The sequence below is a fragment of the Nonomuraea sp. B208 genome (genome assembly GCF_057536035.1).
In genome coordinates this window covers 304607-324569 of record NZ_BAAJOU010000024.1, presented here as the reverse complement: position 1 = coordinate 324569, position 19963 = coordinate 304607, and the positions used below count along the sequence as shown (strand labels likewise).

The following is a 19963-nucleotide window of genomic DNA, read 5'->3' as shown; positions in this document are numbered from 1 at the left end:
GGGGCGCTCAGCGGGCGGGCAGCTCCTCGTCCAGGCCGGACGGGGCGCCGGCGAGGTGGCGGGCGGCGGCGCGGCGGCCGGGGATGGCGGTGACGATGAGCGCCGCCAGCACTGCCACGCCCGCCCCGATGACGAACCCGGTACGGAAGCCCGCCTCGGACGGCAGCGTCGCCGGACCGACCTGGATCGTCATGTTGGCCAGCACCGCGCCGAGCACGGCGCTGGCCGACGAGGTGCCGATCGAGCGCATGAGGCTGTTGAGGCCGTTGGCGGCGGCCGTCTCGGTACGCGGGACCGCCGACATGATGATCGACGGCATGGCCGCGTACGCGAAGCCGATCCCGGCGGCCACCACGGCAGAGAAGATGAGGATGCCCCAGGCGTGCCTCATGAGGACGAGGGCCAGCAGGTAGCCGGCGGCGATGACGAGCGCGCCGAGCAGCAGGGACGTCTTCGGCCCGCGCGCCGCCGACAGGCGGGCCGCCACGGGCGAGATCGCCATCATGACCAGCCCGCCGGGCGCCATCCACAGGCCGGCCTCGACCATCGAGCGGCCCAGGCCGTAGCCGGTGGCGACGGGGAGCTGGAGGAGCTGCGGGGTGATGAGCGACATCGCGTACATGGCGAAGCCGATCACGATGGAGGCCAGGTTCGTCATGAGCACCTGGCGGCGGGCGGAGGTGCGCAGGTCGATCAGCGGCGCGGGCACGCGCAGCTCCCACCAGCCCCACAGCAGCAGGACGAGCACCGAGGCCCCGAACATGCCGAGCGTGGTCCCGCTGGTCCAGCCCCATTCGCTGCCCTTGGAGACGGGCAGCAGGAACAGCACCAGGCCGGCCGACAGGCCGATCGCGCCGACCACGTCCAGGCGGCCGGGCGACCTGACCGGCGACTCGGGCACGATCACCAGGATCAGCACGCTCATCAGCAGCCCGAGCCCGGCCGCCGCCCAGAACAGCGCGTGCCAGCTCACGTACTGGGCGACGAGCGCGGCGGCGGGCAGGCCGAGCGCGCCGCCGACGCCGAGCGAGGAGCTCATGAGCCCGATGGCCGAGCCGAGCCGCTGCGGCGGGAGCACGTCGCGCATGATGGCGATGCCGAGCGGGATGACGCCCATGCCGAGGCCCTGGAGGGCGCGGCCGGCGACCATGGGGACCAGCGTCTCGGCGGGCGCGCACACGAACGAGCCGGCGGACAGCAGGAGGGCGCTGGCGACCATGACGCGGCGTTTGCCGTAGAGGTCGCCGAGGCGGCCGGAGACGGGCATGGCGACCGCGCCGGCCAGCAGCGTGGCGGTGATGGCCCAGAAGGCGTTCGCGGTGGTGGTGTGGAGGAGGGCCGGGAGGGTGGCGATGAGGGGGACGATGAGGGTCTGCATCAGCGAGACCGTGATGCCCGCCGCCGCCAGCACCCCGACGATCAGTCCGCTGCGCGGCACCGTGCCCGGTTCGTCCATGCGTCGCTCCCCCGATGTCGGCCTGCACGCCAGGCGCAAATGGTGTGCATCATACACATGCCCACTCAACGGATATTCTTGACTCCCGCGACGGGAGGCAAGGTGCGCAGGGAGATCGCCGACATCGAGCGGGAGCTCATGTTGATCGGCCGTTACAAGGAGCTGGTGGCGGCCGGCCGGCCCGACGAGCGGCCGCTGGAACGCAGCAGCTACATCCTGCTGAGCCGGTTGGAGGCCGAGGGGCCGCTGTCGATCGGGCAGCTCGCGCGGGCGTTCGGCCTCGACACCTCCACCGTGAACCGGCAGACCGCCGTGCTGCTGCGGGCCGGGCTGGCCGAGCGCATCCCCGACCCGGAGGGCGGCATGGCGCGCAAGCTCCGCGTCACCGAGGAGGGGCTGCGGCGGGCGCGGGCCGAGCGGGAGGGCCGGCTGCGCGGGCTGGCCAAGGTGCTGGAGGGCTGGACGACGGAGGAGCTGGAGTCCTTCGCCGGCGGGCTCGCGCACTTCAACGCCAGCATGGAGCGCTGAGAACGTCCTGTCCCGGCCTCCGTGAAGGCTGCGGAGGTCATTCGCCGGCGAAGACCCTCAGTTGCAGGGCGAGCGTGCCGTAGTAGCCGACCAGCGTCGTCAGCTCGAACAGGCCGCGCTCCCCCAGCGCCGCCACCGCCCCCGCGTACTCCTCGTCGTCCAGCCGGCCGCGCGCCGTGAGCGCGGCGACGGCCCGCAGCGCGGCGCGCTCGGCGGGGTCGTCCGGCTCGGGCAGGCCGCCCTCCCGCAGCGTCGCCAGCTCGTCCTCGGTGAGGCCGCACGCGCGGCCGGCCGCCTCGTGCGCCTCGCGCTCGAACGCGCTGTCCCAGTGCGCGGCCACGGCCAGGATCGCCAGCTCCCGTACGCGGGCGGGCAGGACCGAGCCGTAGCGCACCGCGGCCCCCAACGCCTGCAGCGCGCCGCCGACCGGCGGGCTGAGCAGCATCGCGTTGAACGGGCCGCGCAGCCGCCCCTCCGCGTCGGCCAGCGCGAACGGCTGCGGCCCCCGTGACCGGGGGCCGCCGGCGATGGCCTGGTAGACCTGCCGCTGCTCCTCGTCCAGCTCGTCCGGGCGCAGTCCGGGCAGGCGTCGCCCGGGGTCGCTCCGCTCCACTCACGGCCTCCGTCCGTCCGTTTAGCTGCGCATTACAGCCTGCCTCCTATCGTGACGCCCGAGGAACTCTCGGGAGCGTTCATGTCACAGAGAAAGGTCAAGCGCAGGCGCGCCGAGCTGCGGCGCGAGGAGGCTGCGCGGCAAATCAGGCACAAGCGGGCGGTGCGCAGGTTCGCGCTGGTCGCCGTCGCGCTGGTGGCGGTGGTGGCGGTCGCCACGGGGGTGCTGGTGGTCACCTCGCTCGGCAAGCCGCCGGAGACGGCCGCCCCGGCCGTCCCGTCAGCGTCCGTCTCGCCGGCGGCCTCCACGTCCCCCACTGCGACCGCGTCGCCCTCACCCTCTCAGTAGGAGACCGGCGGTCACGCGCGGGCGACGGCCGGGAGCGCGGCGTGCTCGGCGTGCGTCTTGAGCATCGCCAGGCTCTGGCGCAGTCGGCGTTCGGGGTCCGTGCCCAGCAGCCGGGCCACGATGTGGCCCGCCGCCCCCGCCACCGGGTTGTACGAGAGCCGCACCTGCACCTGCGTCCGGCCGCCCGGCCCCGGGGCCAGCCGCAGCGTGCCCGCGTGCGCGATGAGCTCGCCCTCGGCCGACTTCCAGGCGAGTTCGCGGCCCTCCACGCGGCGGGTCTCGCTCGCGTCGAACCGTACGGGTGTGCCGCCCGGGCCGCTGACCAGCCAGTGGGAGGTGCGGCCGTCGACGGACAGGCGTACCTCGTACACGTGCGGCATGAACTTCGGGAACGCCGAGTAGTCGCTGATCAGCCCCCAGACGGCGGCCGGGGGCGCGTTCACGGTGACGGCGGCGGTGACGTCGACCCCGCGGCGCCCGGCGTTGATCCCGGTCAGGCGGCGCAGCGGCAGGTTCGTCGCGGCGCGCACGGCCAGCACCCCGGCCAGGCCGCGCGCCGCCGTCGAGAACGGGCCCGGCAGCCGCAGGGTCCAGAGGACGACCGCGGCGGTGCCCGCCAGGAAGCGGGCCGACGGCGACCACTGGACCTGCAGCAGCTCGGGCACCGGCCGCCGGAGCCTGCCGCCGTGCAGCCGGGACGTCCCTCCGGCCTCGCGGTGGGCGGTCCAGACGGCCTCGACCCCCCGTACGCCGGGAACGCGGCGAATCGCCCGGCGGGCCCGTTCGTCCTCCGCGGCCAGCACGTCGCCGGCGAGCGTGACGATTCCCTCGTCCACCCGAACCTCGACGGCGTGCGCGTGGCTGACGTGGCGGCCCAGCTCGGCGCGTACGCGCTCGTGCAGCACCCGGTCGTCGACGGACTGGCTCCTGCAGCGGTAGCGGACCGCCGCGGCCAGCCCCCGGCTGCGGTTGGTCAGGTCGCGGCTCAGGACGCCGAGGCCGTCGCGCAGCTTGTGCGTGGCGTGGGCGGCCTTGTCCCGCCCTATGGCCCGGCGGCTGCGTCCTCGTACCGGGTCGCAGAAGTACGCCACCGCGGCCCCGGCGCAGAACGCCGCCCCCGCCGTGACGGCTCTCCCCGGCCCGCGCCGCCCTCCAGCGGCTTTATCGTCCGTGCTCAGGCGCATGGTGTCCCCCCTCGTCCGCCCCTCGACCAGCGGCTACCCGCCTCCGGCCCCTGTCATGCGTCATCGCTGTTCATCGCACCGACCCAAAATGTGTCCCTTTTGTCGGCATATGTCGTTTTTTAAGGGAGGGTCGGGGCATGGAGGGACGGATTCCGACCGGGCGCGTACGCGCAAAGGAGCGGGCCATGAACGAAACGGGCAAAGTTGCGCTGGCCCTCGTCGCCGGCTACTACCTCGGCAGGCGGCACAAGCTGCGCATGGCCTCGGCCATGGCGGCGACGATGCTCTTCCGCAAGCTCAAGCGGAACGGAGGCGACCTGCTGAGCGGCTCGCCGGAACTGGGCGAGCTGACCGGACGGCTGCGCGGGGAACTGCTGGATCTGACCAAGTCCGCCGCCATGACGGCCGCGGTCCGGCAGATAGAGGCCCTGGCCGACCGGCTGGAGCAGGCCGGGCAGGCCGAGAAGGGCAGCGAGAAGGGCGCCGAGGAAGGCACCGAGAAGGGCCCCGAGAAGGACACTGCAGAGGACACCGAAGAAGGCACTGCAGAGGGCACTGACGAAGGCGCCGAGGAGGACGCCGACCAGAAGGGCGGCGGCGAGGAGGACGAGGAGGAGGAAGAAGAAGAGCCCCGCAGCAAGAAATCCCGCCTCCCGAAGCCGCACGTGCCGAAGCCGCACGTGCCCAGGGCCGCCGATCGGGTCAGAGCGGCCGCGTCGGGCGTGGCCCGCCGCCGGTCCGCCGAGCGGGACAAGACGAGGGAGTGAGCGCGATGACCGAAGCGCTGAGGGCGGCGGAGAAGGTCGTCGGCAAAGGCAAGGAAACCCTGAAGAAGACCCCGGTGGTCGGCAAGGCGGCCTCGAAGCTGCCGACGGGAGAGCTCAGCTCCGCGCTGAAGCGGCTGGGAGTGGCCGCCGCCGGGCGGGCGTTGACGTCGGTGATCGGCAAGGTCGAGGGCGTGAACGGGCGGCTGAACAACTACACGCCGGGCGGCTCGGGCCGCGGTTCGGGCCGCGGTTCGGGCGGTGACCCCGGCGATGACCCCGGCGGTGACCCCGGCGACGGCTCGGAGGGCGGCTCGGGAGGCGGGCTGCTCAGCGGCGCCAAACAGTTGCTCGGCGGGTCGGGAGGCGGCTCGATCGGCGGCTCGACGCTGGCCGGAGCGGCGAAGGGCGCCATCAAGGGCGTGTTCGGCAAGATCGGCAAGATCTTCAAGCGCGGTAAAGGCTCGGGCGGCAAGTCGCTCAAGGTCACCAACATCGTCGAGGCGATCGACATCGGAGCGCCCCGCCGAATCGTCTACAACCAGTGGACGCAGTTCCGGGACTTCCCGACGTTTATGAAGAAGGTCGAGAACATCGACCAGCAGTCCGACGAGAGGCTGAACTGGAAGGCGCAGGTCTTCTGGTCGCACCGCGCCTGGCGGGCGAAGATCCTGGAGCAGACGCCGGACGAGCGGATCATCTGGCGGTCGGAGGGCGACAAGGGGTACGTGGACGGCTCGGTCACCTTCCACGAGCTCACGCCCGACCTGACCCGTGTCGTGGTGATCCTGGAGTACTACCCGAAGGGGCTGTTCGAGCACACCGGCAACCTGTGGCGGGCCCAGGGACGGCGGGTACGGCTGGAGCTCAAGCACTTCGCCCGGCACGTCATGTCCCACGTGATGCTGCATCCCGAGGAGATCGCCGAGGACGGCTGGCGGGGCAAGATCCACGACGGCGAGGTGACCCCGCCGGAGGAAGCGGAAAAGGAAGGCGCACCCGAAGAGGAGGAAGGCGCCGAGGAGGAAGGCGCCCAGCAGGAAGAGCCCGAAGAGGAGGGCGCCGAGGAAGAGGAGCCCGAAGAGGGGGAAGAGCCCGAGGAAGAAGGGCCCGAAGCGGAGGAGGGTGCCCTCGACCAGGGCGAGCCCGAAGAGGAGGAAGAGGAGCCCGAGGAGGAAGAGGAGCCCGAGGAGGAGGAAGAAGAGGAGCCTGAGGAGCCGGAGGACTACGAAGAGGACGAGGGCGAGGAGGAGCCCGAAGAGGAGGAGGAGCCCGAGGAGGAGCAGCCGGCTGCCGGGGAGAAGCGCGGGGTGCGGGCGGAGCCGCGCCGGGCGGGCAATCCCAGGGAGTCGATGCGCCCGATCCGCCGCAGGTCGTGACCATGCCGGTGCCGGGTGAGCAGAACCAGGGCGCGCGCCTCCGGGCGCCCGCCCTCTACGTGTACGGCATCGTCCCCGCCGACGTCGAGGTGGACGGGCAGGCCCAGGGCGTCGGCGAAGCCGGCACCATGCGGGTGATCCGCCACCGCGAGATCGCCGCCCTCGTGAGCGAGACGGACCAGAGCACCCCCCGGCCGACCGACAGGGCCGCGCACGAGGACCTGCTGGACGCCACCGCCGCCGAGGTCCCGGTGCTGCCGCTCCCCTGCGGGACGGTGGTCCCGGACCGGGCGGCCGTCCTCGACGGCCTGCTGAAGCCGCGTCACGACGAGTTCGCCCGCGCGCTCCGGGAGCTCGAGGGGCGGGCCGAGTACCTCGTCGAGCTCCGCTACGCCGCGCAGGAGCGGCCACGCGAGCCCGACGTGCGCGCCCTGGTCGAGGCGCTCGCCCCGATCGCGGCACGCCTGTCGCCGGGCCGCCCGACCGGGAGGCGGGACACGGCCCGGCTGGCGGTGCTCGCCGAGACCCGCCGGGCCGGCGAGCTGGAGCGCGCCCTGGACACCCTGGCCGAAGGCTGGGCGGGCCGGATCGAGCTGCGCCTGTTCGGCCCGCTGGCCCCGTACGACTTCGTGCCGCCCGGCTGAGGTCAGCGGGAGGCGGCCAGGCGGTTGGTGAGCAGCGCCTCCATGACGGCCTGCGCGGCGGGCAGCAGGTTGGCGGCCTGCGCGAGCACCCGCGAGGCGGGCCCGTCCACGACGGCGGCCTCGACCTCGGCCCCGCGGCGGAGCGGCAGGTGGTGCAGGAAGATCGGGTCGGGCCCGGCGGCGGCGAGCAGGTCGGGGGTGACCCGGTAGGGGGCCAGCGCCGCCGTCGCCGCCGTGGAGACGGGCCAGGCGCCGGTGCAGACCGCGTCGGCCTCCTTGACCGCCTCGTACGGGTCGGGGGTGACGATCACCTTTCCGCCGCCGCCCGAGGCGGCCTCCTCGGCCCTGGCCAGGACGGCGGGGTCCGGTCCCGCGTCTTCCGGAGCCGCGACGGCGAGGGTCAGGCCGGTCAGGGCGACGGCCTCGATGAGGCTGTGGGTGACGTTCGAGGCCGGGCCGACGCAGGCGAGCTTGCGGCCCCGCAGGTCGCCGAGGTGCTCGCGGAGCGTCATGAGGTCGGCGAGGGTCTGGAGCGGGTGGTGGTCGTCGGTCAGCGCGTTGAGCACCGGCACGTGCGCCGCCCGCGCGAACCTGACCGCCTCGGCGTCGTCGCTGATCTGCAGGACCACGAGCGCCGTGTACGCGCCGATCACCTGGGACGGCTCGCCCAGGCGCCCTTCGCGGCCACGCCCCCGCGTGCCGGGCCCGGCGTGCAGCGGCGTCCCTCCCAGCCGGGCGACGGCGGTCTCGATCGGTACGCGGATGCGGGCGCACGGCCGCGTGCAGTACATCAGCACGGTACGCCGGCGCAGCAGCCCGGGCGCCGCGAGCGGCCGGGCCTTGAAGTGGTCGGCACGGTCGAGCAGGAACCGCAGCTCGTGCCGGTCCAGGTCGGCGATGCGCAGCAGGTGCCTCACAGAAGCCGCTCCTCTCGGCGGGCGACGCGGGCGAAGGGGGTTCGCCATCCCAGCACACCACTGGGCCTACCCACGAGTACGGAGGCTAAGGAATCCAAATGGACGGACTTTCGTCCCTACGGCAGCCGGAAGGTGAAAACGCAGGTGCCGGAGGGGATGGAGGCGGTCAGGCGGACCCGATGGACGGTCTCCGGGCGGCCGTCGTGGCCGCGCACCTCCAGCTCCTCCGGGGAGGCGCGCCACGGTTCGGGCACGCGGAGCGTCACCGGCCCCCACGAGACCGTTCCCCGGCCCACGACCGGGCGGCGGCGCGAGACGAACACCTCCTCCACCCGGCACTCCCCGCCGTGGAAGGTGAAGGCGTCGGCGACGTCGAGCCGGCCGGGACGCCAGGTGAAGGTGCGGACGAGGCGGGCCAGGCGCGGCGTGCCGTACGCGGCGGTGAGGTCGAGGGCGAGCAGCAGCGGGTCGCCGGGGACGTGCGCGACGACCCGCGCGGCGCGTTCCCGCCCCGGGAGCTGGGCCGCGCCGTCGATCAGGGGGACCGAGTGCCAGTCCGCGGCGGCCTGCGGGGTGCGGTAGCGGAGCGGGCCGAAGTAGTCGCGGGTGTACTCGGGCGCGCCGAGGTCGTCCAGGATCGGCTCGCCGCCCGCGTACAGGACGAAGTGGCCGAGGTCGAGGTGGTTGTGCGGCTCGTCGTTGTGGCCGCCTTTCGCGGCGAACGCGCTCCCCTCCGTGCGGGCGGCGACGATCCCGGCGTGCGGAAGGAACGCCTGCGGGGCCGGCGGGCGGCGGGCCGCGCCGGTGGTCCACCAGAGGGTACGGCTGAGGTGCGCCCAGCGGTAGCAGGGGTCGTCGTGGAAGGACGGCCCGTCCCCCGGCCGGGCGGGCACGGCGACGTCCAGGCGTACGGCCAGCCGGTCGAGCAGCCCGGCCGGGTACGTCCCGTGCCCGGTCGCGTCGGCGAAGGCCGGGCGGTGGCCGCCGCCGAGGTCGATGGCCGCGGGATAGGCGGCCATGGCGCGTACGTGGGCGCGTACGTGGGGGTCGTCGAGCAGGTCGCGGCCGGTGCGTGCGCGCAGCGCCTCGGCGAAGTAGACGAAATACCCGAAACCGTAGGCCCAGTAGTCGGGGCCCTCCAGGCAGGCGCCGTCGGGGGCGGCCCCTGACCGGTACGACGCCAGGGCCGCCTCGACGCGGGGCAGCAGGACGGGCAGCCGGTCGGAGTCCAGGGCCAGGGCGGCCATCCCGGCCGCGCCGGCGCAGACGGCGGCCCAGTTGTGCGCGCACGTCTCCCACCACCAGCGGCGCTCCTGCACGGGCGCGAGGACCCGCCGGTCCACCTCGTCCCGGACGCGGGCGCTGATGGCCGGCGCGATCTGGTCTCCCAGGAGGGTGACCGCCTCGGCCAGGGTGTGAGCGGTCTCGGCGGCGAACAGGTCCACGTGCCGGTCCAGGTCCGCCGGGTCGTCGCCGTCCGGGGCGTGGGCGGGCAGGATCCAGGTGTGCTCGTCGCAGACGGACCCGAGAAGGGCGTCGAGCGCCGGGTCGGGACGGTCGTCCAGGTGGGCGGCCAGGAGCAGGGCGGCCAGGCGACGGCGCCGCTCGAAGTAGACGGCCTCGTACGCGAGCCGATCACCGGACTCGGCGAAGCGCCGCCACAGGGAGAGCATCAGCGCGGGCACCTCCGTCTCCCGAGCCCGCACCGCCTCCACCCGGACCTCCCGCACGAACCGCTCCAGCACGGCAGGCAAGGCGGATGGGGTGGGCATCAGGCGATGTGGGGGAGGTCGGAGGGGTGGACGGCGCCGTGGAGGGGGTGGCCGTGGGCGAGGCGTTCGACCTCGGCGACCGCGAACTCGCCGAGCCGGCGCAGCTCCCTCCCCCGCGCCCCGCTGATGTGCGGGGTGACGAGCACGTTGGGCAGCCCGAGCAGCGGATGCCCCTGGGGCAGCGGCTCGGGCTCGGTCACGTCGAGCACGGCGCCGATACGCCCGCTCGCGCAGTGCCGGACCAGGGCGGCGGTGTCGATGAGCGCGCCCCGGGCGGTGTTGACCACGACCGCGCCGTCCCGCAGCAGCGCGAGGCGACGCCCGTCGAGCAGGTGGCGGGTCTCCGGCAGCTCCGGCGCGTGCACGGTGACCAGCTCGGCCTGGCGGCACAGCTCGTCGAGCGGCACGTGCCTGGCGCCGAGGGCGGCGGCCTCGTCCGGCCCGACGTACGGGTCGCTGAGCAGGATGTCGGCCCCGTGCTCGCGCAGCCGCGCGATGACCAGCCGGCCCACCCGGGAGGCGCCGACGACGCCGACGGCCGCCCCGGTCAGCCCGCCGCCGTCGCCGGGGGTGGCCACGCCGGGCAGTGCGTCGCCGGACCAGCCGGCCGCCGCGTACGCCCGCGCCCGCGCGAACGCCTGCTTGGCGGCCAGGACGAGCATGGCGAGGGTGTAGTCGGCGACCGGCACCGCGTTGGCCGCCGCCGCCGAGGAGACCGCGATGCCGCGTTCGAAAACGGCCGGCGTCAGGTGCCCTTTGACGCTGCCGGCGGCGTGCACGACCGCGCGCAGGCGCGGCGCGCCGGCGAGCACGGCGGCGTCGATGCGCGGGCAGCCCCAGCCGGTGATGAGGATGTCGGCGTCGAGCGGGCCGTCGAAGGAGTCGATCACGCCCCCGGCGACCCCGGCCACGGCCGCGAGCCGGCGCATCAGGTCGCGAGGGAACAACTCGGGCAGCAGGAGCGGCTGCATGGCGAACGCCACGCGCGGCATCATCCGGCCGTCACCCGGGTCGCCGCTCGGGCCGTCACCCGGATCGCCGCTCGGGCCGTCACCCGGGCCCTCGCTCGGGCCGTCATCCAGGTCGTCGCTCCGGGCGTCGCCCGGCCTGTCGCTCGGGCCGTCGCCCAGGTCGTCACCCGCCCGATCGCTCGGGCCGTCATCGCGACGCCACCGGCGGTCCGAGGCGGCGTACGGAGCCGCGGACGACGATGTGCGTGCCGAGCGTGAGGACGCGCGCGCCCCCCACGCCGTCCGGGGCGCCGGTGGAGGGCGGACCGGGGGTGAGGCGGCCGAGGGCCAGCCGGACCGCGGTGCGCCCGAGCTCGTCGTGGGGCAGGTGCACGGTGGTCAGCCCGAGGTCCTGCGCCGGGGGGACGTCGTCGTAGCCGACGATCGAGATGTCCTCGGGCACGCGCAGCCCGTGCTCGCGCAGCGCCTGGATGGCGCCGGCGGCCACCAGGTCGTTGCCGGCGAAGACGGCGGTGAAGGTCGGCGGACCTGCGGCGAGGCGGCGGCGCATGGCGGCGTAGCCGGCCTCGCGGTCGAACTCGGCCTCCACCTCCAGAGAGGGGTCGGCGGGGACGCCGTGCTCGGCGAGGGCGGCGCGGTAGCCGGCCACGCGGCTGTCGGAGGTGGTGTGGCCGGGCCGCAGCCCGAGGTAGAGGATCCTGCGGTGGCCGGCCGACAGCAGGTGAGCGGTGACGGCGTGCGCGCCGCCGGTGTTGTCGAAGCCGACGACCAGCGCCGGCACCCCCTCCCCCAGCGGCGGCCGGCCGCACAGCACCAGGCGGGAGCCGGCGGCGGCGAGCGCGTGGGCGTACTCGGTCATGCGCTCGCGGTATTCGTCGTCGACGACCACGCTGCCGACGAGGATGACGGCCTCGGCCCGCTGCTCGCGCAGGAGCCGCACGATGGACAGCTCCCGGCCGGTGTCGCCGCCGGTGGTGCAGATGAGCGAGAGCCGTCCCTCCTGGGCGGCCTGCTCCTCGACGCCCTGGGCGATGAGCGCGTAGTAGGGGACGGCGACGCTGTTGACGACGATGGCGATGGCCCCGGGGCGGGCCGCGGACAGGGCGCGGGCGTGGGCGTTGGGGACGTAGTCGAGCTCGCGCACGGCCCGGACGACCTTGTTGCGGGTGGCGGCGAGCACCGGGTACTCGCCGCCGAGCACGCGGGACACCGTGGCCACCGAGACGCCGGCCCGCTTGGCCACGTCCCTGATGGTGACGCGGTTGGACGGGGTCATGCGGGCCTCCTGCTGGTAACCGGTTACCTGATCGCTGTCCTGGACGGTAAGAGATCCGCTTTCCGTCGTCAACCCCGCCTGCACCGCGATTGTAACGAAAAGTTAACAGCGTGTTGACTCGTCACGTCGATCGCGTTTACCGTCCGGCTCACGACGTCTGAAGTAACCGGTTACCTGGCATCGGCCCCGATCCTTCCCCCCAGAGAGGTGGCCTCGATGGACGGACCACTCACCCGGCGCGGACTGCTCAGAGGATCCGTGCTCTTCGTCGCCGGCGCCGCCGTCGCCGCCTGCGGCGGCGACCCCCTGGCCAAGACGAAATCCACGCCCGCCGGCGGCGCCCCGAAGATCACGCTCAACCACTGGTACCACGAGTACGGCGAGGAGGGCACCCAGCAGGCGGCGATGCGGTACGCGGCCGACTTCACCAAGGCCAACCCCGACATCGCGGTCAAGGTCTCGTGGATTCCCGGCGACTACGCCACCAAGTGGACCGCCGCCGTGCTGACCGCCGACGGACCGGACGTGTACGAGGTCAACGACGTCAGCCCCAACATGGTCAAGGCCGGCCAGGTGACGCCGCTGGACGAGGTGCTGGGCGCGGAGAAGTCCGACTTCGACCCGAAGGTGCTGGCGCCGTACACGTGGGGCGGTCAGGTCTACGCGGTGCCCATGATCATCGACCCGATGTTGCTGTTCTACCGCAAGTCCCTGTTCCAGAAGGCGGGGGTGGCGGTGCCGGGGAGCTTCGCCGAGCTGGTCGCGGCGGCCAAGAAGCTGACGGCGGGCAAGCAGAAGGGGCTTTTCGCCGGCAACGACGGCGTCGGCGCGCTCAACACGATGGTGCCCTGGTCGAACGGCAACCTGCTGATCGACGACCGGAAGATCATCTACGACGACCCCAAGGTGGTCGAGGCGCTGACCGGGCTGAAGGAGCTCTACGACGCCAAGACGACGCTGCAGGGCTACTCGACCGACTGGTGGGACCCGGGCGCGCTGATCAACGGCGCGGCGGCCATGCAGTGGGTGGGCCTGTGGGCGGTGCCCGGCATGACCGAGGCCCTGGGCGACGACTTCGACGCCTTCCCGCTGCCGGCGTTCGGGCCGGGCGGGCGTCCGGTGGTGAACATGGGCGGCTGGGTGCAGGTCGTCAACGGCAAGAGCCGCAACCTGGACGCGGCCAAGCGGTACGTGCGCTGGCTGTGGGTGGAGAACACCGCCGCGCAGACCGACTGGAGCCTCGCCTACGGCTTCCACGTGCCGCCGCGCATCAGCGCCGCCGCCAAGGCGGACAAGCTGACCAGCGGCCCGGCCAAGACCGTGATGGACGCGGTCGCCGCGCACGGCGTCAAGCAGCCGGCGCTCTGGACCGCCGAGGTGCGCCAGCCCTACACCGACGCCGTCACCGCGATCGTCAAGAAGGGCGCCGACCCGGAGAAGATGCTGGCCGAGGCGGCCCAACGCTCGCAGGACATCCTGGACAAGGTGCCCGTGCTATGACGACCCCGGCCGGCCTCGCCAGGCTGCGCACCGGCCGCTGGCCGGCCTGGCGCGCGTTCGTCCTGCTCACGCTGCCGATGGTGGCGGGGCTGTTCCTGTTCAAGTACGTCGCCATCGGCTGGGGGCTGCTGCTCAGCTTCAACGACGCCCGGGGCACGATCAGCCTGGGCTCCTGGAACGGGCTGGAGAACTACCGGCGGCTGCTGTCGGGCCCGGCCTTCACCCGGTCGCTGGTGACGATCCTGCTGTTCACGCTGTTCATCGTGCCGGTGACGTTCGCGCTGGCGCTCGGGCTGGCGGTGCTGGTGAACCGGCTGCGGCGGGGGCGGGCGCTGTTCCGCACCACGTTCTTCGTGCCGGCGGCGGTGTCGTACGTGGTGGGCGCGCTGATCTGGAAGATGAGCCTGTTCAACGGCACCCCGTCGGGGGTGGCCAACAGCCTGGCCTATCTGCTGGGCCACGAGGACGCCATCGGCTGGGTCGCGACGGTCGATCCGCCGCTCTACTGGATCGTGCTGGTCACCGTGCGGCTGTGGCTGCAGACCGGGTTCTACATGATCCTGTTCCTGGCCGGGATCCAGCAGGTGCCCGCCCAGCTCTACGAGGCCGCGCGGGTGGACGGCGCGCACTCCGAGTGGACGCTGTTCCGGCACATCACCTGGCCCATGCTGCGCAACACGTCGGTGGCGGTCACGCTGCTGCTGATCATCAACGCGTTCCAGGCGTTCGACGAGTTCTACAACATCCTGGCCTCCAACCTGTCGGGGCTGGGCGGCGCGGACGGCCGCACGCCGTTGATCTACCTGTTCCAGACCGCGCTCGGCGAGCAGAACTACGGGGCCGGATCGGCGGGCGCGTTCGTGGTGACCGCGCTGATCGTGACGTTCACGCTGCTGCAGGGGCGCTTCGCCGGGTTCGGCAGGACGGCCGAGGAGGAGGCCCGATGAGAAGGTCGCGGCTGGGCTCGTACGCGGCGGTGGTGGTCTTCGCGGTGCCGTTCCTGCTGCCGTTCTACCTGCTGGTCCGCAACGCGCTGATGACGCGGCGGGAGCTGGGCTCGCTCGACTGGCACTGGTGGCCGGAGACGGTGACGTTCCAGGGGTTCGCCGACGCCTTCGGCAACGACGCGGTGCCGCTCGCGCACGCGCTCGGGAACTCCACGCTGATCTCGGCGATCTCCGCGCCGCTCGCCACGCTGCTGGCCTCGATGGCCGGGTACGCGCTGGCCCGCATCCCGGTCGCGGCGGCGCGGCCGGTGTTCTTCTTCATCATCGCCACGATGATGGTGCCGGGTGCGGCCACGTTCATCCCGACGTTCGTCGTGGTCGGGTCGATGGGCGGGGTCAACACGCTGTGGGGGCTGATCGCGCCCGGCCTGTTCAGCGCGTTCGCGGTGCTGCTGTTCCGCGGCTTCTACCTGCGCTTCCCGCGCGAGCTGGAGGACGCGGGGCGGGTGGACGGCCTCGGCCACCTCGGGCTGTACGTCCGGCTGGCGCTGCCGAACTCGGGGGCGCTGTTCGCCTCGCTCGGCATCCTGTCGTTCATCGAGCACTGGAACGCGTTCCTGTGGCCGCTGGTGATCGGCCAGGACCCGGAGTACTGGACGGTCCAGGTCGCGCTGTCCACCAACCTCAACCAGCAGGCGCTCAACCTGCCCGCGCTGTTCGCCGGCGCGCTGGTGGCGATCCTGCCCCTCGTCGTGCTCTTCCTGGTCGCCCAGCGCTGGATCGTGCGGGGCGTCCTGCTCAGCGGAGTCAAAGGCTGATCCGAAGGAGCTTCCCATGTCCCGTGTGCTGCCCCTGCTGGCCGGGCTGTTACTCGTCCTGCTGCCCGCGCCGCCCGCCCGCGCCGCCCCCGTGACCGTCGCTGTCGGGGCGCCGTTCACCGACACCTCGGGCGGCGCGCTGCACGCGCACGGCGGCGGGGTGCTCAAGGTCGGCTCGTACTACTACTGGTTCGGCGAGAACCGCAACGCCGACGGCACCTTCCGCTACGTCTCCGCCTACCGGTCGACGGACCTGCGGAACTGGGAGTTCAGGAACCACGTGCTCACCCAGTCCAGCGCGGCCGAGCTGCAGGTGGCCAACATCGAGCGGCCGAAGGTGATGTACAACGCGGCGACCGGCCGGTTCGTCATGTGGATGCACAAGGAGAACGGCAGCGACTACGGCGAGGCGCGGGCCGCGGTCGCCGTGTCGGCCACGGTGGACGGGAACTACACCTACCTGCGGAGTTTCCGGCCGCTCGGGCACATGTCGCGCGACATCACGACCTTCACCGACACCGACGGCGCGGGTTACATGATCTCGGCCGCGGACGAGAACTACGACCTGCACGTCTACCGGCTGAGCGCCGACTTCACCGACGTCGCGTCGCTGGTGCGGGTGTGGGACGGCGACCACCGGGAGGCCCCTGCGCTGTTCAAGCGGGGCGGCGTGTACTTCATGCTGACCTCGGGCGCCACGGGCTGGCAGCCCAACCAGGCCAGGTACGCCACCGCCACCTCCATCACCGGCTCCTGGAGCGCCTGGCAGGACGTCGGCGACGCGACCACCTTCGGCTCGCAGCCGGCGTACGTGCTGCCGGTGCAGGGCACGTCCGGCACCTCGTACCTGTATCTGGGCGACCGGTGGGCCGGGGCGTGGGGCGGGCCGGTCAACGACTCGCGGTACGTGTGGCTGCCGATCCAGTTCCCCTCCGCGACGTCGATGAGCCTGTCGTACGCGCGGGAGCTGACGATCGACGCGGCGGCCGGCACGATCACCGCCGTGGGCTCCGGCCACGACCGGCTGACCGTGCGCCACTCGGGCAAGTGCGCCGACGTGCGCAACGCCTCCGGCGCGAACCTGACCGCCGTCATCCAGTACACCTGCGGCTCCGGCTTCAACCAGCAGTGGCGCGTCCAGTCCGTGAGCGGCGGCTACGTGCAGGTCGTCGCCAGGCACTCGGGCAAGTGCCTGGACGTGAACGGGCAGAGCACCGCCGACGGGGCCGCGATCCAGCAGTACGCCTGCGGCTCGGGCGCCAACCAGCAGTGGACGGTGCAGGACGCGGGCGGCGGGTACGTACGGCTGGTGGCCAGGCACTCGGGCAAGTGCGCGGACCTGCCGTCGTCGTCGCAGGCCGACGACGTGCAGTTCAAGCAGTATCCGTGCAACGGCGGCCAGAACCAGCAGTTCCTGCGCACCCCGCTGTAGGGGTGCCTCGTCCCCAGAAGTGGTCATGACCTGGTAAAAGGCCCACCCCCGCCCGAATCGGCACAATTTGTGACGATACAGTGACGAATTGTGAACGAGAAGCTCGTGGAAATAGCCTGGCCCGGCCTCGGTATCACCGTGGCCGCCGAACTCGACCAGCGGAACCCGGCCCTCGCCCAGTGCTTCTGGGACGCGTTGCCGTACCGGAGCCTGCAGGGCCACGCCCTGGTCGCCGGCCATCACCTCTACCACGTCGCACCGGTCCACTCGCTGCTGCACGCGCCCGCGGAGCACCGCGTGGACCGGCGCACCGTCCCGGACGGGACCCTGTTCGGCTCTCGCCTGCAGCACCTCGGCATCAAGTACGGCGAGCTCACCGAACCCATGACCGCCACGCCCATCGGCCAGGTGCTGCCGGAGCACCTGGACGGCCTGATCGAGGCGGGCCGCGAGGTCTGGCGGGCCGTCTACACCACCAAGGAGCCGGTCATCGCCGAGGTGCGCCGCGCCGGGGAGAGCGGCGGGCACCGGCTGCCCCGGCTCCCGGTCGGCGACCCGCAGGTCAACGCGCTCATCTCGGACGTGCACGCCGAGACCGAGCGCATCTGGCTCGACCCGCCGCGCGAGCTGGTGGACCTGCACGAAGGCCGCATCGCCTCCCGCGCGGGAAGCTACGAGACGGTCCTGACCACGCTGCTGTTCGTCAACGGCGAGACCCGCCCGCTCGGCTACAGCTGCTACGGCGGCCTCGTCCGGGCGGCCATCGAGGGCATGCCGATGCCGTGGCTGCGGCAGATGACCCGGCTGCTGGCCCACACCCCGGCGGAGTTCCTCGGCTACTGCGGCCTGGACACGCTGTGGGGGTTCACCCGGCGGCTCCTGGACAACCTCGACCGCATCAACGACCACGTCGACTTCATGTCGGTGATGGCCACCATGGCCCTCTACTGCAACTGCCTCGGCGGGTGGAACCTGCACCTGTTCCCGTGGGAGGCGGGCGACAGCCTGCGGCGCGTGGAGGCCCACGTATGACCGACACGCGCGTGGCGGTGATCGGCGGCGGCGTCATCGGCCTGTCGATCGCCTACCATCTCGCGGAGGCCGGAGTCGAGACGACGCTGCTCGAACGCGGCGCGCTCGGCTCCGGCGCCTCGCGCGCCACCGCCGACGTGGTCCGGTCGTACTTCGCCGGCAACCCCGTCAGCTCGGCGCTGGCCGTACGGAGCCTTGCGGCCTACCGGGACTTCCCGGTCCGGCCGGGGGCCGACCTGCCGCTGCGGCAGGTCGGCTACCTCGTCCTGTTCTCCACGCCCGAGCAGGTCGCCGCCTTCGAGGCCGACCTGCCCGCGCAGCGGCGGGCGGGCGTGGACGTGGGGCTCATCGGCGTGGAGGAGGCCAGGGAGCGCAACCCGCTCATCGGCGACCTCCCGCTGCTGGCCGCCGCCTGGTCGCCGCAGGCGTACGTCTCCGACACCGCCGCCATCGTCACGGCCTACGCCGAGGCGGCCCGGCGCTCCGGCGCCACGCTGATCACCGACCGCCCGGTCTCGAGGATCGACTCCTCGGCCGGGCGGGTGTTCACCGAGGACGGCGGCGAGCTGACGGCCGAGGCGGTCATCTGCGCGGCCGGCGCCTGGTCGCCCGCCCTCGTCCGCGGCGCGGGCGTGGACCTGCCGATGACCGAGCCCATCGAGCAGGAGCTGCTGCTCACCGATCCGCTGCCGCCCGGCACGCCGGAGATCCCGTGCACCCTGCACGCGGCGAGCGGCCTGCTGTCGCGGACCCGCGGCGACCGGCTGCTCGTCGGCATGGGGTATCCGGGTCCCGACCGGGAGGCGTGGCGGCGCGAGGTGGCGGAGCGGTTCGCCGAGGTGTACCCGGGCCTGTCGGGGCTGGGCCTGCGCCCGGCCGTCACCGGGCTGCGCGACGCCAGCCCGGACCGGCGCGCCTTCATCGGCCACCTGCCGGGGCCGCCGGCGTTCCTGTACGCCACCGGCTTCTCCGGGCACGGCCTGTGCAACGCGCCGGCCGCCGGCGAGCTCGTCCGCGACCTCTATCTCGACCAGGACCCCGGCATCGACGTGACCGCGTTCGCGGTCGGCAGACAACGAACGGGATGACCCATGACCGAGCTCGTGCGTTTCATCATCGATCCCGCGGCGCCGGACCCGCATGCCGACAACGACCGGCTGCGCGCGGCCGGGCCGCTCGTGCCGGTGACCGCCGAGGGCGTGGACGCCTGGGCGGCCACCAGGTACGCGACCCTGATGACCGTCCTCACCCATCCCGACCTCACGAGGGAGATCCAGTACTGGGACCCGCTGGAACGTTCCACGCTGCCGCCGGGGACCGCCATCGACCGCATCGTCACCGACATCTCCATGCTGAACGCCGACGGCGAGGAGCACCGGCGGCTGCGCGCGCCGCTCGCCGCCGGCTTCACCCCGCGCCGGGTGCAGGGCCTGCGGCCCAAGATCGAGGCGCTGACCGCCGCGCTGATCGACGACCTCGCCACCCTGCCGGCCCACGAGCCCGTGGACCTGCGGGCGCGCTTCGCCTATCCGCTGCCGCGTGACGTCATCTCCGAGATGATCGGCATCCCGCCGGCCCACCAGGAGCGGATGCACGAGCTGACCGACGCCGTCGCGCACGTCAGCGAGGACCTGGCGGACGGCCCGCGGGTGCGCGAGGAGCTGCACGCGCTGCTGCACCGCATCATCGAGGAGCGGCGGCGCTCGCCCGGCGAGGACATCATCACCGACCTCATCAGGCTGCGCGAGCAGGACGGCGGCAGGCTCTCGGAGGAGGAACTGTTCGCCACCATCGACCTGCTGTTCATCGCCGGCCACGTGACGACGGTCAACCTCATCACCAACGCCGTCGGCGCCCTGCTGCACACGCCCGGCCAGCTCGCCCTGCTGCGCTCCGGGAAGTGCCCGTTCAGCGCGGCCGTGGAGGAGACGCTGCGCTGGGACTCGCCGATCGCCTACTTCCCGTTCCGGTACGCCAAGCGCGACGTCGAGATCGACGGCGTGCACCTGCGGGCGGGCGAGGCCGTGCTGGCCTGCTTCGCCTCCTCCGGACGGGACCCGGAGCAGTTCGGCCAGGACGCCGACCGCTTCGACCTCACCGATCCGCCGGCCTCGCACCTGGCCTTCGGGCACGGGCCGCACTTCTGCCTGGGCGCGCCGCTGGCCCGGCTGGAGGCGGAGATCGCGTTGCGGGCCCTGTTCACGGCCTTCCCGGCGATCAGGGCCGCCGGGCCACGGGAGGAGTTGCGCCAGATCGACACGTTGCTCGGCAACAGCACCCGTACGATGCCGGTCGTCCTCGGGCCCCGCGCCCGGTAGCCGGCGGCGGCCGGGACGCCGGAGCGGCTCCGGCGTCCCGGCCGTCCCCGGGGGCGATAGCCTC

The 19963-nt window shown here is 73.1% G+C and carries 19 protein-coding genes; 12 read left to right on the top strand and 7 right to left on the bottom strand.

Annotated features, from left to right (window positions below):
- Nucleotides 1-7: 7 nt before the first annotated feature.
- Nucleotides 8-1456: an MFS transporter gene (locus AC27IY_RS27715; RefSeq protein ID WP_423470710.1), complete on the bottom strand. Its 1449-nt coding sequence runs from the start codon at nucleotides 1454-1456 to the stop codon at nucleotides 8-10.
- 102 nt (nucleotides 1457-1558) lie between these two features.
- On the opposite strand from AC27IY_RS27715, the gene AC27IY_RS27710 reads away from it, so the two are divergent.
- Nucleotides 1559-1984 (top strand): MarR family winged helix-turn-helix transcriptional regulator, encoded by a 426-nt coding sequence (locus AC27IY_RS27710; protein ID WP_364452050.1) that lies wholly within the window; start codon nucleotides 1559-1561, stop codon nucleotides 1982-1984.
- Nucleotides 1985-2021: 37 nt separating this feature from the next.
- Here the strand turns inward: AC27IY_RS27710 and AC27IY_RS27705 are convergent, their stop codons facing one another.
- Nucleotides 2022-2597, bottom strand: coding sequence for a carboxymuconolactone decarboxylase family protein (locus tag AC27IY_RS27705; RefSeq protein WP_449952374.1), 576 nt, complete (start codon nucleotides 2595-2597; stop codon nucleotides 2022-2024).
- A gap of 81 nt (nucleotides 2598-2678) precedes the next feature.
- Between AC27IY_RS27705 and AC27IY_RS27700 the strand changes: the two genes are divergently transcribed.
- Complete coding sequence (locus tag AC27IY_RS27700) at nucleotides 2679-2945, top strand: hypothetical protein (protein ID WP_487179708.1); 267 nt, start codon at nucleotides 2679-2681, stop codon at nucleotides 2943-2945.
- A gap of 11 nt (nucleotides 2946-2956) precedes the next feature.
- Here the strand turns inward: AC27IY_RS27700 and AC27IY_RS27695 are convergent, their stop codons facing one another.
- The gene (locus AC27IY_RS27695; RefSeq protein ID WP_423448398.1) at nucleotides 2957-4129 is read right to left on the bottom strand and encodes an SRPBCC family protein; all 1173 of its coding nucleotides are present in this window, start codon (nucleotides 4127-4129) and stop codon (nucleotides 2957-2959) included.
- Between the two features lie 185 nt (nucleotides 4130-4314).
- Here AC27IY_RS27695 and AC27IY_RS27690 point away from each other — a divergent pair, with 185 nt between their 5' ends.
- From AC27IY_RS27690 to AC27IY_RS27680, 3 genes are read left to right on the top strand one after another with little or no spacing between them, the layout of a single operon-like run.
- Nucleotides 4315-4896, top strand: coding sequence for a hypothetical protein (locus tag AC27IY_RS27690; RefSeq protein ID WP_487179707.1), 582 nt, complete (start codon nucleotides 4315-4317; stop codon nucleotides 4894-4896).
- Nucleotides 4897-4901: 5 nt separating this feature from the next.
- Complete coding sequence (locus AC27IY_RS27685) at nucleotides 4902-6272, top strand: SRPBCC family protein (protein WP_487179705.1); 1371 nt, start codon at nucleotides 4902-4904, stop codon at nucleotides 6270-6272.
- A gap of 2 nt (nucleotides 6273-6274) precedes the next feature.
- Nucleotides 6275-6916, top strand: coding sequence for a GvpL/GvpF family gas vesicle protein (locus AC27IY_RS27680; RefSeq protein WP_487179704.1), 642 nt, complete (start codon nucleotides 6275-6277; stop codon nucleotides 6914-6916).
- 2 nt (nucleotides 6917-6918) lie between these two features.
- Here the strand turns inward: AC27IY_RS27680 and AC27IY_RS27675 are convergent, their stop codons facing one another.
- The 4 genes from AC27IY_RS27675 to AC27IY_RS27660 all read right to left on the bottom strand — a co-directional run bounded on the left by AC27IY_RS27675 (nucleotide 6919) and on the right by AC27IY_RS27660 (nucleotide 11852).
- On the bottom strand, nucleotides 6919-7833 hold the full coding sequence (locus AC27IY_RS27675; RefSeq protein WP_423448404.1) for an ornithine carbamoyltransferase: 915 nt from the start codon (nucleotides 7831-7833) through the stop codon (nucleotides 6919-6921).
- 116 nt (nucleotides 7834-7949) lie between these two features.
- Nucleotides 7950-9605, bottom strand: coding sequence for a heparinase II/III domain-containing protein (locus tag AC27IY_RS27670; protein ID WP_487179703.1), 1656 nt, complete (start codon nucleotides 9603-9605; stop codon nucleotides 7950-7952).
- Nucleotides 9605-10597, bottom strand: coding sequence for a hydroxyacid dehydrogenase (locus AC27IY_RS27665; protein ID WP_487179730.1), 993 nt, complete (start codon nucleotides 10595-10597; stop codon nucleotides 9605-9607). The genes AC27IY_RS27670 and AC27IY_RS27665 overlap by 1 nt, the downstream gene beginning before the upstream one ends.
- A 166-nt stretch (nucleotides 10598-10763) precedes the next feature.
- Nucleotides 10764-11852 carry a LacI family DNA-binding transcriptional regulator gene (locus AC27IY_RS27660; protein WP_344219225.1) on the bottom strand — a complete coding sequence of 363 codons (1089 nt, stop codon included), beginning with the start codon at nucleotides 11850-11852 and terminating at the stop codon, nucleotides 10764-10766.
- Between the two features lie 216 nt (nucleotides 11853-12068).
- Between AC27IY_RS27660 and AC27IY_RS27655 the strand changes: the two genes are divergently transcribed.
- The 7 genes from AC27IY_RS27655 (at nucleotide 12069) to AC27IY_RS27625 (ending at nucleotide 19899) form a co-directional block, all read left to right on the top strand.
- Complete coding sequence (locus tag AC27IY_RS27655; RefSeq protein WP_487179702.1) at nucleotides 12069-13352, top strand: ABC transporter substrate-binding protein; 1284 nt, start codon at nucleotides 12069-12071, stop codon at nucleotides 13350-13352.
- A complete protein-coding gene (locus AC27IY_RS27650) occupies nucleotides 13349-14299 on the top strand; it encodes a carbohydrate ABC transporter permease (protein WP_487179701.1) in 951 nt (316 codons plus the stop codon). The genes AC27IY_RS27655 and AC27IY_RS27650 overlap by 4 nt, the downstream gene beginning before the upstream one ends.
- Nucleotides 14296-15117 carry a carbohydrate ABC transporter permease gene (locus AC27IY_RS27645; RefSeq protein ID WP_423448410.1) on the top strand — a complete coding sequence of 274 codons (822 nt, stop codon included), beginning with the start codon at nucleotides 14296-14298 and terminating at the stop codon, nucleotides 15115-15117. The genes AC27IY_RS27650 and AC27IY_RS27645 overlap by 4 nt, the downstream gene beginning before the upstream one ends.
- Before the next feature lie 16 nt (nucleotides 15118-15133).
- The gene (locus AC27IY_RS27640) at nucleotides 15134-16549 is read left to right on the top strand and encodes an RICIN domain-containing protein (protein ID WP_487179700.1); all 1416 of its coding nucleotides are present in this window, start codon (nucleotides 15134-15136) and stop codon (nucleotides 16547-16549) included.
- Between the two features lie 90 nt (nucleotides 16550-16639).
- Nucleotides 16640-17581, top strand: a complete 942-nt coding sequence (locus tag AC27IY_RS27635) for a cucumopine synthase-related protein (protein WP_364452087.1) — start codon at nucleotides 16640-16642, stop codon at nucleotides 17579-17581.
- The gene (locus tag AC27IY_RS27630) at nucleotides 17578-18669 is read left to right on the top strand and encodes an NAD(P)/FAD-dependent oxidoreductase (protein WP_344219237.1); all 1092 of its coding nucleotides are present in this window, start codon (nucleotides 17578-17580) and stop codon (nucleotides 18667-18669) included. Before AC27IY_RS27635 ends, AC27IY_RS27630 begins: the two co-directional genes overlap by 4 nt.
- A 3-nt stretch (nucleotides 18670-18672) precedes the next feature.
- A complete protein-coding gene (locus AC27IY_RS27625; RefSeq protein ID WP_423448412.1) occupies nucleotides 18673-19899 on the top strand; it encodes a cytochrome P450 family protein in 1227 nt (408 codons plus the stop codon).
- The last annotated feature ends 64 nt before the right edge of the window (nucleotides 19900-19963 follow it).